The sequence below is a fragment of the Ilumatobacter sp. genome, from assembly GCF_039969435.1.
Classification (GTDB): domain Bacteria; phylum Actinomycetota; class Acidimicrobiia; order Acidimicrobiales; family Ilumatobacteraceae; genus Ilumatobacter_A.
On sequence record NZ_JBDVNU010000009.1, the window covers coordinates 470046 to 482415 of the forward strand.

The 12370-nt window shown below is 68.8% G+C and carries 11 protein-coding genes; 5 read left to right on the top strand and 6 right to left on the bottom strand.

All coding sequences use genetic code 11. The features are described from left to right. Window positions 1–8: 8 nt before the first annotated feature. Window positions 9–1532, bottom strand: a complete 1524-nt coding sequence (locus ABJK40_RS06280; RefSeq protein WP_348480000.1) for a trimethylamine methyltransferase family protein — start codon at window positions 1530–1532, stop codon at window positions 9–11. A 229-nt stretch (window positions 1533–1761) separates the two neighbouring features. Here ABJK40_RS06280 and ABJK40_RS06285 point away from each other — a divergent pair, with 229 nt between their 5' ends. The 3 genes from ABJK40_RS06285 to ABJK40_RS06295 are packed head-to-tail and all read left to right on the top strand — an operon-like array spanning window position 1762 to window position 3925. Next, entirely contained in the window at window positions 1762–2313 is a 552-nt protein-coding gene (locus ABJK40_RS06285; RefSeq protein WP_348479999.1) for an NfeD family protein, read from the top strand. Beyond that, window positions 2310–3350, top strand: coding sequence for an SPFH domain-containing protein (locus ABJK40_RS06290; protein ID WP_348479998.1), 1041 nt, complete (start codon window positions 2310–2312; stop codon window positions 3348–3350). Before ABJK40_RS06285 ends, ABJK40_RS06290 begins: the two co-directional genes overlap by 4 nt. Before the next feature lie 50 nt (window positions 3351–3400). Further along, window positions 3401–3925: a DUF2510 domain-containing protein gene (locus tag ABJK40_RS06295; protein WP_348479997.1), complete on the top strand. Its 525-nt coding sequence runs from the start codon at window positions 3401–3403 to the stop codon at window positions 3923–3925. Window positions 3926–3987: 62 nt separating this feature from the next. Here the strand turns inward: ABJK40_RS06295 and ABJK40_RS06300 are convergent, their stop codons facing one another. The 3 genes from ABJK40_RS06300 to gluQRS form a co-directional block, all read right to left on the bottom strand. Further along, the gene (locus tag ABJK40_RS06300) at window positions 3988–7050 is read right to left on the bottom strand and encodes a glycoside hydrolase family 2 TIM barrel-domain containing protein (RefSeq protein WP_348479996.1); all 3063 of its coding nucleotides are present in this window, start codon (window positions 7048–7050) and stop codon (window positions 3988–3990) included. A 225-nt stretch (window positions 7051–7275) separates the two neighbouring features. Then, window positions 7276–8196, bottom strand: a complete 921-nt coding sequence (locus ABJK40_RS06305; RefSeq protein WP_348480086.1) for a L,D-transpeptidase family protein — start codon at window positions 8194–8196, stop codon at window positions 7276–7278. 44 nt (window positions 8197–8240) lie between these two features. Beyond that, window positions 8241–9239, bottom strand: a complete 999-nt coding sequence (gene gluQRS / locus ABJK40_RS06310; RefSeq protein ID WP_348479995.1) for a tRNA glutamyl-Q(34) synthetase GluQRS — start codon at window positions 9237–9239, stop codon at window positions 8241–8243. 109 nt (window positions 9240–9348) lie between these two features. On the opposite strand from gluQRS, the gene ABJK40_RS06315 reads away from it, so the two are divergent. Both ABJK40_RS06315 and ABJK40_RS06320 read left to right on the top strand, forming a co-directional pair. After that, on the top strand, window positions 9349–9702 hold the full coding sequence (locus ABJK40_RS06315; protein ID WP_348479994.1) for an HNH endonuclease: 354 nt from the start codon (window positions 9349–9351) through the stop codon (window positions 9700–9702). A 57-nt stretch (window positions 9703–9759) separates the two neighbouring features. Further along, window positions 9760–11304: a hypothetical protein gene (locus tag ABJK40_RS06320; RefSeq protein WP_348479993.1), complete on the top strand. Its 1545-nt coding sequence runs from the start codon at window positions 9760–9762 to the stop codon at window positions 11302–11304. 130 nt (window positions 11305–11434) lie between these two features. Here ABJK40_RS06320 and ABJK40_RS06325 read toward each other — a convergent pair whose 3' ends face one another. Together ABJK40_RS06325 and ABJK40_RS06330 are read right to left on the bottom strand one after the other, a co-directional pair. Continuing rightward, window positions 11435–11848: a hypothetical protein gene (locus tag ABJK40_RS06325; protein ID WP_348479992.1), complete on the bottom strand. Its 414-nt coding sequence runs from the start codon at window positions 11846–11848 to the stop codon at window positions 11435–11437. A gap of 157 nt (window positions 11849–12005) precedes the next feature. Beyond that, the gene (locus ABJK40_RS06330; RefSeq protein WP_348479991.1) at window positions 12006–12311 is read right to left on the bottom strand and encodes a hypothetical protein; all 306 of its coding nucleotides are present in this window, start codon (window positions 12309–12311) and stop codon (window positions 12006–12008) included. Window positions 12312–12370 lie beyond the last annotated feature (59 nt).

Consider the following 12370-nt stretch of genomic DNA (forward strand, 5'->3'; position numbering starts at 1 on the left):
CGACGCGGTCAGAAATCGGTGTCGACTCCGCCTTCGCTCACCCGGCGGTCGACGAAGTCGCGGAGTTCGGATCTGATCGCATCGTCGATCGGCGGAGCCTCGTACTCCGCGAGGATGCTGCGGGCGATCGTGTTGGCGCGGGTTCGTGCGTCGGGCCGGCCGGCGTCGGTCCACGTCTCCCAGTTGCGCCAATCGCTCACCATCGGCCCGTAGAACTCGGTCTGGTACCGGGCCTGGGTGTGCGCCTCGCCGAAGAAGTGTCCGGCCGGCCCGACTCCGGCGATCGCGTCGACGGCGAGCGCGTCGTCGCTCGTGTCGAGTGGCTCGAGGAACGCGCTCACCATGTGCAACAGGTCGGCGTCGACGACCATCTTGTCGTAGCCGGCGTGCAGGCCGCCCTCCATCCAGCCCGCCCCGTGCATCACGAAGTTGGCGCCGCCCATGATCGCGCCCCACAACGCCCACACCGTCTCGTAGCCCGCCTGTGCGTCGACGGAGTTCGATGCGCTCACTGCCGAGGAGCGGTACGGCACGCCGTAGCGACGCGCCAACTGCCCGCCGACGAGACACGCCTTCGCGTACTCGGGGGTGCCGAAGGCGGGGGCTCCGGAGCGCATGTCGACGTTCGAGGTGAACCCGCCGTACATCGCAGGCGCGCCCTTGCGGACCACCTGGGTGAAGGCGAGGCCGGCGAGCGCCTCGGCGTTCTGCTGCACCAGCGCACCCGCCAGCGTGATGGGTGCCATGGCTCCGGCCAGCGTGAACGGCGTGATGATGATCACCTGGTTGCGCGCCGACATCTGGATGATTCCCTCCAGCATCGGGTGGTCGTAGCGCAGCGGTGAGGAGGCGTTGATGATCGACGTGATCGACGGTTCGCGTTCGAAGGCGTCGTGGTCCACCCCGCGCGAGATCCGCGCCATCTCGATGCCGTCGAGGTTGCGCTGCCGGCCCAGCGAGTAGACGTGGAACGACTTGTCGGTCAGGGTGTGGGCGTCGTACGCGGCTTCGAGGTGTCGGATCGACGCATGGAGATCGACCGGTTCGACCGGGTAGCCCGCGAAGGTGTGCACCGAGTTGAGCATGTGGCCGAGCCGGAGGAAGTCCTGGTATCCGACCCGGTCGCCCGTGCGACGAACGCCGTCGAGGTCGACGTAGTTGGGTGCGCTCGCCACGGAGGCATAGGTGACCCAGTCGCCACCGATCCGCAGGTCACGTTCGGGGCGCCGACCGTGAAGGATGAACTCCGACGGTGCGTGGGCCACCGTCTCGAGCACCATGTCCGGGTCGAAGCGGACCCGGTCCCCGTCGACCCGGGCGCCTGCTGCCGCCAACAGCCGTCGAGCTTCGGGGTGGAGGAAGTCGATCCCGGTCTCGGCCAACACGCGCAGCGACGCACGGTGGATCGCATCGAGTTCGTCGTCGGTCACGAGCGGCGTGACGGGCAACCTGCGTCGAGGCTGGGCGTACGGCGGCTGATCGGCGACGACGCTGCGGGTTCGCTTCGGACCCCGTCGGCGCCGTTCTGTCACGCCGCGAAACTAGTACGAGGAGACTTTCTGCGAACACGGTCGAGCATGACAAACGTCGATGCCATGGTGTCAGCGGCCACGAGGTCCGCCACGGGCCGCCGATACCCCTGCGGATGACGTCGACCATGCTCCGGATACTCCTCGCCACTATGTCGCGGGTGGCACGATGCGGCGTCGGCATCGGTGCGTCGAGACACATCGATGGCCGGTTCGCACTACGTTGGAACCCATGACCGCTGTGCTCGATCTGGGGATCGCACTCGACGTGTGGCCATGGATCTGGTTGACCGTCGCCGTGGTGTTCGCACTCGTCGAACTGACGGCGCTCGCCGGCTCGTTCGTCCTGCTGCCGTTCGCCGCGTCGGCGTTCGCTGCATCGCTCGCCGGTTTCTACGACGCCGCCGTCGAGGTCCAGTGGGCGATCTTCTTCATCGGTGGCGCCGTTCTGTGGGTGCTCTTCTGGAAGTACGCCCGGAGGTTCGTCGACGGCAATGCGATGCCTGCGGGCGTGGGAGCCGACCGCCTCGTCGGCATGACCGCGATCGTCACGGCCGACATCGACCCGGACGACACCGACCGGCGCGGCCGCGTCAAACTCGTGGGCGAGGTGTGGGGAGCCCTGACCGAACACGGAGAGGCGCTGCGGGCCGGCTCGAAGGTGAGGGTCACCTCGATGAACGGCACGCGCGTGATGGTCGAGCCCGTTTCCGCGCCCGGTGGTCTGGGCACGCCACCGAACGGACCCCTCCTGAAGCCACCAACGGATCGGAACACTCCATGACTCCTGTTGCCATCGTCGTCGGCGTCATCGCGCTCGTCGGCCTCGCCGTTCTCGTCACCGCCGTGAAGATCGTGCGGCCGTACCAACGAGGTCTCGTCGAGCGTCTCGGCAAGTACAAGGCGACCGAGGAGCCAGGCCTGCGCCTGATCTTCCCGTTCGTCGAGACGATGCAACTGATCGACATGCGTGAGCAGGTCGTCGACGTTCCGCCCCAGGAGGTCATCACCGCCGACAACGTCGTGGTGTCGGTCGACGCCGTCGTCTACTACGAAGCCACCGACCCGCAGCGACTCGTCTACAACGTCGCCGACTTCTTCACCGCGATCACCAAGCTCGCCCAGACCAACCTCCGCAACCTGATCGGCGACATGGAGTTGGACAAGGCGCTCACGTCGCGCGACACGATCAACACGCAGTTGCGCGAAGTGCTCGACGACGCCACCGACAAGTGGGGTGTGCGCGTGGTGCGCGTCGAGATCCAGCGGATCGATCCGCCGCCGGACATCGTGTCGGCGATGCACGCGCAGATGCGTGCCGAGCGCGATCGTCGTGCCACGGTCACCGAGGCCAAGGGCTACCAGGAGGCGGCGATCGCACGTGCCGACGGCGAGCAGCAGGCGGCCGTACTCTCGGCCCAGGGTCGCAAGGAGGCGGCGATCCTCGACGCGCAGGGCGACGCCGAGGCCATCCAGTTGCGCGCCGGCGCGAACAAGCTCCGGCTCACCCTCCTCGGCGAAGGTGAAGGTGCCGCAGCAAAGGCACGCCTCACCGGCATCAAGGAAGCCGAGACCAACCAGCACGTCCTCACGATCGAGTACCTGACCGCCCTCGAGCGCATCGGCGACGGTCGTGCCACCAAGCTGGTCATCCCGGCGGAGTTCTCGGGCCTGCTCGGAACGGTGGCGGCGATCACCGAAGCGATCCGACCGGACGATCCCGACGACGAGGTCCGCCCGAAGGACGGTCTGCCGATCCCCGACGACGGCGAGCGCGTCGAGCTTCCCGAACCCAACCGGGACGATCACCGTGATCGCTGAGCGCCCGACGATCGCAGGTCCGACCCGTGACGTGACGTCGGTTCGCTGACGTGCGCTACGTCGACGCTCCCCGAGCCGGCTGGTATCCGGATCCGCAGAGCCGAACAAGCCTGCGCTGGTGGGACGGATTCGACTGGAGCGACATCCGTCGGGCTCCGCCGAGCAACGCCGAGTTGATCGCCGCCGAGCAGTTGCGGGAGTTCTTCGCCGACAACGAACTGGTGGCGGCGGGTCGGCACGCGGGTTCTCAGGCCGCGGCGGGCATGTCGCGCCAGGACTCCCAACAGATGGTCGAAGAGGTGCGCATGGCCGCCCGCCAGGAGATCGACCGGGCGGCTCAGCAGTTCAGTGATCGGGCGACCACCGCGGTCCGTCGGGTCACCCCGCTCATCAGTGAGTACACGAACAAGCTGACGAAGTGGGTCCGGCGTGCGGTGGTCATCTCGATCGTGCTGCTCGCCGCGTACTTCGTCTTCCAGGTGATCGCCCAGAAGTCGTTCCTCGACTGGGTCGGCGACCGCATCGACTCGGTCACCGACGAATCGGGCCAGGCCGTCGCGCAGATCGACACCTGACCCCAACCTCTGTTGTTTCGTCCGGGACGGAACAACAGAGGTTGGGGTGACGGTCTGGTCTTTCAGCGCCTGCTCAGGAGGTACGACCAGTCGTGTCTGCCCGTGGGGATCTCGTACCGAGGCAGCACGTCGGGGCCGCAACTCGCCGTTCCGATGCCGCGGTGGGCCACGTCGATCTTGACGACGAGGCGCGTGCCTGGCCTGAGATCGGTCTGGTGCGCTGCGCGGTGGAGGTCGTCGTCGGTGAAGTGGGTGGCCGACACGTGGAGGGCGACGGGTGCGATCACGTCGATGCGCATGGTCTCGCCCGTGTCGGACCGCATCAGTTCGAGCCAGCGGCAGTCGGTGCGGAGACCGAATTCCTGAGGGACCAGATACGGCTGGTCGGCGATCCCGGCCTCCCAGATCTCGATCATCGATCCGCGCCGACGGTCGGGGTAGTTCTCTGCGGGTCCGCGTCCGTGCCAGCGCATCCGATCGAATGCGCCGGGCAGCTCGAACTGCGTGCCGATCCGACCGAGGTCGGCGAGTCCGTCGGGCACCACGACGCGATGCCGGTGGAGTACCGAGCCGTCGGCGTGGACCTCGGTGGTGTGGTCATGCTCGACGCCGAGTGCTTCCAACGCCGTCGGATCCGACGGGTCAAGCGTGTCGAGGCCGGAGTCGAGCCAGTGCCGGTAGGCGTGCCCACCGATGCCGTGCTGCTCCGTCATGTCCGGCATCAGCTTGAATCCGTCGTTGTCGGTGGGTGCCCGGAACAGCGACAGGATCGGCGTGATCGTCGCGACGTCGATCTCACCGGACGAGGACGCTGCGACGGGCAGGTGGCGCCGGGACTTCTTCGGCGCACGCAGCTCGACCTGGTCCCAGGCCACGAGGTGCCCCGCCGGCGCCCACGCGGTCGCGTTCCGCAGTGTCCAGCGCACCGACAGGTGGGAATCGGCCTCAGTGGGCAGCGGGCACGGCAACCCGATCGTGGCCGACCCGTGAGGAGCCACGTCGACGTCGAGCGCACCCGAGCCGGTCACGACGCCGGACACGGTGAGCTGCCAGCGAGCGTCGAGTCCGCCCAGACCGGTGAAGCTCTGCCGGTTGGTGATCTTCAGCTTCGATCGACCGACCGCCTCGACCGCGACGGGCCGGTAGCACCACTCGACCTCGCTGATGGCCGGGTGCGGGGTGAGGTCGGCCGCCATGATCCCGTCGGCCACGAAGTTGCCGTCGTGGATCGGTTCACCGAACTGTCCGCCGTAGGCGAAGCCCTTCTTCCCGTTCGGCAGCTTCGTCGTGAGCCCGTGGTCCTTCCACTCCCAGATGAACCCGCCCTGGAGCCCGGGTATGGTGAGGATCGCGTCCCAGTAGTCGGCGAGCGATCCGTTCGAGTTCCCCATGGCGTGGCTGTACTCGCACATGATCAGCGGCCGGTCACCGGAGGGGTCGTCGCCGTACGCCACGATCGCGTCGATCGTCGGGTACATCGGACACACGACGTCGCTCGACTCGCGGCCGCCGTCGATCCAGCCCTCGTGGAAGCTCGCCGGTTCGTAGTGCAGCGGCCTGCTCGGGTCGGTCCGACGCACGAAGCCGGCGGCGGCGGTGTGGTTCGTGCCGTGGCCCGCCTCGTTGCCGAGCGACCACATCACGACCGACGGATGGTTCCGATCACGTTCGACCATGCGCGACACCCGGTCGACCCAGGCGCTGCGGTACGACGGATCGTCGCACAGGCTGGTGTTGTACGCGTGGGCTTCGATGTTCGCTTCGTCGACGACGTACATGCCGATCTCGTCGCACAGATCGAGCAGCCGGGGGTCGTTCGGATAGTGCGAGGTGCGCACGGCGGTGATGTTGTGGCGACGCATGGCGAGCAGGTCCTCGCGCATGTCGTCGACGGTGACGGCCTTTCCGCGTTCCGGGTGGTGATCGTGGCGGTTCACGCCGAAGAACCAGATCGGCTGACCGTTGACGAAGAACTGCCGTTCGCGGATCTCGATGGTCCGGAAGCCGACGAGTTGGGTGTGCACTTCGGTGACCGTGCCGTCGGGATCGAGCAGTTCGACGAACACCCGGTACCGCGACGGTCGCTCGGCGGACCACGCGTCGACGTCGGCGACGTCGAACACCGCGGTCACCTCGAATCCGGTGAACCGCATCGGAGCGACGAAGCGATACGGCACCGGACTGGTGACGGGCTCGACGAAGTTCTTCGCCGTCTTCCTCGACGTCGTCGGCTTTCCCGCCGTGCGACGCGACGCCGTCACGTCCGTTCCCGCGGTCGTCTCGACCGACGTGCGGATGCTCCACCCCCTGCGCGGATGCACGGCACCGCCGACGGTGGTGTGAACGGTCAGTCGTCCGGCCCCGGAGATGTGGTTGTACGTCGCATCGCACGCCACCGAGGTGACGCGTGTGGCGGCGCGACCCTCGACGTAGCAGTCCCGATGGAGCCCGCCCATCCACCACTGGTCCTGGTCCTCGACGTAGCTGTGTGCGCTCCACTTGACCACGACGACGGCGATGTCGTTCCTCCCGGACCTCACGTACTCCGTGACGTCGAACTCACTCGCCAGCCGACTGTCGGTGCCGTACCCTGCGAACTGGCCGTTGAGGTAGACGGCATGGACGCTCTCGGCCCCACCGATGTGGACGATCACGCGCCGCCCGTTCCACTTCGTCGAGACACTGAACGAGCGTCGGTACACGCCCGTCGGGTTGGAGGCGGGCAGGTTCGGGGGCGGCCCGTCGAAGGGCATCTGCACGTTCGTGTACTGCGGCAGGTCGGGCCGGCCGTGCTGGTCGACGACGCCCTGCATCGTCCAGTTGCCGGGCACGGTGACCTTCGTCCACGACGCAGCGGGCACCGATCCGGTCGGTCCGGTGGCCGGCTCGCCCACCGGCCCGGTGACCGCTTCCGGAGGCACGTGGTCGGGGTGGTCGAAGAGCGCGAAGTGCCACTTCCCGTTCAGCGTGGTGCGCCACGGCGCATCGGCGGTGTCGAGCGGATCGGCCGATCGAGCGCCGGCGATCGAGTCGTGGGCTGCGGTGGGTGGCGCCATCGCGAGCCGACCCATCGACGTCACGGCCGGGTCGGCCCAGGGTCGGATCGCACCAATCACGGGCAGCATCGCGCCATCGTGCCACGCGGGGTCAGCGGGCCCCCGATGCACGAGCACCGACTCCCGGGAGACGGCACCACCGACCGCAGCAGCGGACCGGGGTTCACCGACTGGCGGAGATCAGGTCTCCTGAGCTGCGGTCATGGTGTTCGTGTCGCAAGGCGCCCAGTGAGGAAGTTGCCCTCCGACAACGACGAGCCTGGGCAACGCAGCGAGACGGACAACTGACGCCGCTCAGGCGCCGTCGTGGACCCAGACGGAGGTGTCCATCGGCATGATGCCGGAATCCCAGATCCAGTCCATCGCCGGGACGCTCACCCGCACGCAGCCGTGCGAGGCGGGGTAGTTCGGGATGCTGCTCGATCCGTGGACGGCCACGCCGCCGACGAAGTACTTGGGCCGGTAGATGCGTCCGAGGTCGCCCTCCCACCAGCCTTCGGCGCGTTCCCGGTTGACCTCGTGGAGACCGCTCGGCGTGAGTGACACCCCGTCGATGGTCTCACCCGGCGTGTTCTGGTCGGGTTCGGTGTACGCCTCGCCGTTGCCCGTCGACACGTTGAGCACCCACTCGGTACGTCCGTCGATGACGAAGAACAGCACCTGCTTGCCCTTGTCGATCTCGACGAGCGTGCCCGAGTTCGCCCGTGACTGCGGGCGAACGGTCTCGACCGTGAGGGCCTGCGCTGTCTGCTCGTCGACGGAGCCCGACGGGTCGGGGAAGCCCATATACTTCTGGAAGGCCATGACCGCCTGGCTGGTGGTGAGCCCGTAGTCGCCGTCGGCTCCGTTGAGCCAGAAGCCGAGTTCGACGAGGCGGGCCTGGACGCGCGCCGCCTCCGGTCCGCTGTTCGACCCGATGGCCTGGAGTGGTTCGGTGAGCGGGGCGACGGTGGGGATCGGCGCCGGCGCCGTGGTGGTCGGCGCGACCGTCGTCGTGGTGGTGGAGGACGTGGTGGTGGTCGTTTCGGCGACCGTGGTGGTCGGAGCCTCGGTGGTCGGGGCGACCATCGTGGTCGTGGTGGCGATCTCGGGCGCGGCCGACGCGCCGTCGCCTCCGCCGGTGTTGCCACCGGTCATGGCCGACGAGCAACCGACGAGCGCGGCGATGCCGAAGACGACACTCGTCCCGATCACCGCTTTGCGTCGTTCGTCCATGGCCACGACCGGGAAGGTTATCGTCGCGACTCGAGGCGAAATGGTCATTGCGTCGATTGCCGGCCAGTTCTCCGGACATTTCGCAGGACGAACGTCGCGGGGGTTCCGGGAGCCGGTTCGAAGGTCGCCGGACCCCGCCTGACACTGGCCAGATCGAACCCGGTGGCGACACCGCGCAGCGTCGTCGACGGGTCACCGACACCACTCGGGAGGCCACCCGATGCGAGCAGTTCCCCGACGATCGCGTCGATGCCGACACCGTGGGACGACAGGTCGTCGAGGCTGACCGAGCCGTGACGCTTCGACAGCCGCTCGCCGTCGTCGCCGAACACGAGCGGCACGTGGCCGTAGGCGGGGGTCGACAGGCCGAGCAGTCGCTGGAGGTGGATCTGACGCGGTGTCGAGTCGAGCAGGTCGTCGCCGCGGACCACCTGGGTGACACCCTGGGACGCGTCGTCGACGACGACCGCGAGGTTGTACGACGGGACGCCGTCGTTGCGCTGCAGCACCACGTCGTCGACTCCACCCGCGAAGTGTCCGGCGACGATGTCGTCGAAGCCGATCAGCTCGGGTCGGTCGGCGGCCATCGACTCGGACGCGCGCAAGCGCAGTGCGGACGTCCGGCCGTCGGCGAGGAATGCGCTGCGCCGCTTCGCCGTCAACGTCCGACACGTTCCCGGGTAGGAGCCGGGCGGGAGGTGCGGTGCACTGGACGCCGCCTCGATCTCGGCACGGACCTCGCGACGTGTGCAGAAGCACTCGTAGACCAGCCCCCGGTCGCGCAGCACGGCGAGAGCGTCGCGATAGAGGTCGAACCGCTCGCTCTGCCGGATCACGTCACCGTCCCAGTCGAGACCGATCGAGGCCAGGTCGTCGAGCTGTCGCCGCTCGTGTTCGGGTGCCGCCTGGACGCGGTCGAGGTCCTCCATCCGCACGACGAAGCTCCGGTCGGTCGAGCGGGCGGCGAGCCACGCGAGCAGAGCGGTGCGCAGGTTGCCGAGGTGCAACATGCCGGTCGGAGATGGCGCGAACCGTCCACTCATGTGAGCATTCTCCCGTGATGTCGCTGTGACCGGCCACCCCGGACGACGCCCGCGACGCCGATCGACCTCGCCGCGCACGTCCGGGAGCCGCCTCGATCGGCGCTCGAGGATGGAGTCGATCCTCGAGCGCGACGGGCAGACCTGCGTGTGGTGTGCGCGCGACGTCGGCACCGGTCTGGTGGAGGCGACGACCGAACACGTCGTGCCCCGGATCAAGGGCGGCCCGAGTTGGATCGAGAACGAGGTGGCGGCGTGCAAGCGCTGCAACGGCCGGCGAGGCCATCGCACGCCCGCCGAGTGGGCCGACGAATGCGACGGTCTCGGCTGGTCGCCCGACCGGGTCAGGCTGGTCGCCGTGCTGACATCGCTCCAGCAGTCGATCGAGGAACGGGGCGGGCAACGTCGAGCCCGACCGTACGTCGCCTCGCAACTGCGTCGACTCCGTCGTTCGATCGATCCGTGACGGCGGTCGACGACCGTCGCCGCCGAACGGCGTGCTCCATCTCGTACAGTCACACGCATGCGTTGCCATGTCTGCAACGTCGCCGTGGGCGACGGACAGCGGTTCTGCCACGAGTGTGGCGAATCGCTCGACGGTGTGACCGACGCGACCCAGGCCCACGACGTCATCACCGCCGATGGGGTGGAGGTGGACCCCGACGACGTGACCCTCGAGACCAGGTCGGACCGCGAGCCGGCGCTCGAGAGCGAAACCGTCGCGCCACCGTCGCAGCCCGAACCCCACGTGGTCCCCGCGCACCGGGGCGCACTCCCCGACCTCGCCCGTCCTCCGCTCGACGACGATGCGGCCCACGACGTCGACGACGACGATGCCGCCTGGTGGGCTGCGGGCGGCGGCGCACCCGAGCCGACCGACGAGGTCGACGACACGCTGCCCAAGACCGAGGCGATGGAGCTCGCGCCCGCCTCGCACAGCGAACTCCACGCGGTCCCCGAGGAGACGATTCCCCACGGGCCTCTCGCCGACCCGCCGGCGTTCGAGCCGACCACGACGATGCCGACCACCGGCGAACGGTCCACGTGGTCGGACGTGACCGACGAGTACCCGCCCGGAAACGTCCGAGGGGTGGGGTCGACGGCGGAGATGGCCGTCACCCGGCCCGGAGGTCTGTTCGACGGCGGCGTCGACGAGCACGACCTCCCTCCAGCGTCCGGGGGTTTTCGGCTGCGGGCGTCGTTCGTGTTCGGCTTCCTGGCGATGGTCGCGACACTCATGGCGAGCGTCGCCGACGTCACCGACATCCGCACCACCCGCCCCGTCGACGGGATCATCGTCGGCATCAGGACACTCGACGACTTCGGCACGAACCTCGCGGTCGCCGGGTTCGTCGGCGCCGCGCTGATGCTCGTCGGCGGCCTGCTCAGCTGCTTCGGTCTCCGCTGGGGTGCAGGCCTCGCCGGTGGCGCCGGTCTCTCGATGACGGGCTGGGCCGCCGTCACGCTCGGTCTGGTCGAAGCGCCCATCCACGCGGCCGAAGGTGTCACGGCCAACGCGAACGAGGTGACTGCGTTCACCCTGTCCGTCACGCGCGACCTCGGGTACTTCCTGATCCTCGCGATCGGGGTCCTCGGCCTCGTCGTCTTCATCGTGTCGCTGCGGATGGCCGGGACGGGCGGGCGTGGCGGGCTCAATCCGTGGATCGCCGCCGTCGGTGCGCTGGCCGCCGTGGTGCTCGCTGCGGGTCCGCTGATCACGCTGGGAGGCGCACCGCTCGACGCCAACCTCGGCACGATCGGCGTCCCCAAGGAGTTCTTCGCCGGACGACTCGTGCAACTGGCCCTGATCGTGGTCACCGGTGTCGTCGGGTTCCTCTCGGTCCGGACGTACGGGCTGGGACTCGCAGCCGGCGGCCTCGGGGTCGCCACTTGGATGTGGATCACGTCGCTCGCCGAGGTCGGCGACCTGCCGGTCAGCATCGCCGTCGGCAACGTGGGGACGCTCGAGACCACGCCGCACGCCGTCACCACGGTCGGCGTCACGGCGTCGTTGGCCCTGCTGCTGATCGCGGCCACGGTGGCCACGGTCACCCGCCGACGCGTCTGACCGCGGTCCGCGCCCGAGGTGCAGCGCTCGCGTCGATGCCGCCGCGCGCCGTCCCACGCAGCGACACCACCGCCCGTCGGCGACCACCGACGCCGGGCAGAACCCGATGCGTCGGTGGCCCCGGGAAAGCTCAGCTCCCGACCGAGTTGAGCGCCTCGGTGCACTCCTGCAGTCGGGCGGAATCCGCTGCGTCGATCGAGCCCGCCAGTTCCGTCGCTGCGGTGGCGAGGTCCTGGCCCTGCGTGGCGAGGGCGGCCGCGTCACCGTTCGTCGGGTCGGCGAGAAGATCGTTCATCGCGCTCACGAACTCGTCGACCTGGCCGCAGTACGCCTCGACGTCGGGGTTGCCCTCCGACGCCTCGTCGTCCGCAGGCGCGTCCTCGTCCGCGGGAGCGTCCTCGTCCTCCGGCGCGTCGGCGGGTTCCTCGTTGTCCGCGGGCGGATCGTCGCCGTCGTCGGACCCGCACGCCGTGGTGAGCAGTGCGAGAGGGAGGACGGCGATGGCGAGCATGCGGAGCGGGGTCCGGGTGTGTGATCTGATCATGGTGCGGTTCCTTCGGTCTGGGTTGTTCGTGTGTTCACGCTGCGGTCCACCAGGGATCGCGGGGTGCCCGACGGGCACGTGTTCGATCCTGTCGACTGCGGCCCTCGATCGCCTGAGTAGGAGGTACTCATTGACCCTCGGGCGAATCGGGCACGGTTCACGGCTGGGTGTACAACACGTTGAACCGGTGCGCGACGGCGGGGTCGTCGTGCATCCGGGCGGTCCATCCCGCCACCGCCGCCCACCAGTCGGCCTCGTCGATCCCTTCGAGCGCAGCGAACTCGGGGCCCCTGGTGGCGTCGTATCCGACGTCTGCGAGGGACCGCGAAATCGACACGTAGAGCGCGAGTGACACGCCTGCGATCGGTGAGTCGAGCGGGTCGTCGGCCGACGTGCTCTCCGGTGACCCACGGTTCTCGTTCGGCCCGTCGTTCGGGACCTCGTGTTGCGTCGGAATCTCCATCTGGATCGATCTCCTGGCGGTTGGGTGGCGATGCGCGTCGACTGGCCGGACACCGAGGC

Coding starts and splice junctions, on each gene's coding strand:
- ABJK40_RS06315 (WP_348479994.1), top strand. CDS start 9,349: ATGGAGTCGATCCTCGAGCGCGACGGGCAGACCTGCGTGTGGTGTGCG.
- ABJK40_RS06330 (WP_348479991.1), bottom strand. CDS start 12,311: ATGGAGATTCCGACGCAACACGAGGTCCCGAACGACGGGCCGAACGAG.
- ABJK40_RS06320 (WP_348479993.1), top strand. CDS start 9,760: ATGCGTTGCCATGTCTGCAACGTCGCCGTGGGCGACGGACAGCGGTTC.
- ABJK40_RS06305 (WP_348480086.1), bottom strand. CDS start 8,196: ATGGACGAACGACGCAAAGCGGTGATCGGGACGAGTGTCGTCTTCGGC.
- ABJK40_RS06300 (WP_348479996.1), bottom strand. CDS start 7,050: ATGCTGCCCGTGATTGGTGCGATCCGACCCTGGGCCGACCCGGCCGTG.
- ABJK40_RS06285 (WP_348479999.1), top strand. CDS start 1,762: ATGACCGCTGTGCTCGATCTGGGGATCGCACTCGACGTGTGGCCATGG.
- gluQRS (WP_348479995.1), bottom strand. CDS start 9,239: ATGAGTGGACGGTTCGCGCCATCTCCGACCGGCATGTTGCACCTCGGC.
- ABJK40_RS06290 (WP_348479998.1), top strand. CDS start 2,310: ATGACTCCTGTTGCCATCGTCGTCGGCGTCATCGCGCTCGTCGGCCTC.
- ABJK40_RS06325 (WP_348479992.1), bottom strand. CDS start 11,848: ATGATCAGATCACACACCCGGACCCCGCTCCGCATGCTCGCCATCGCC.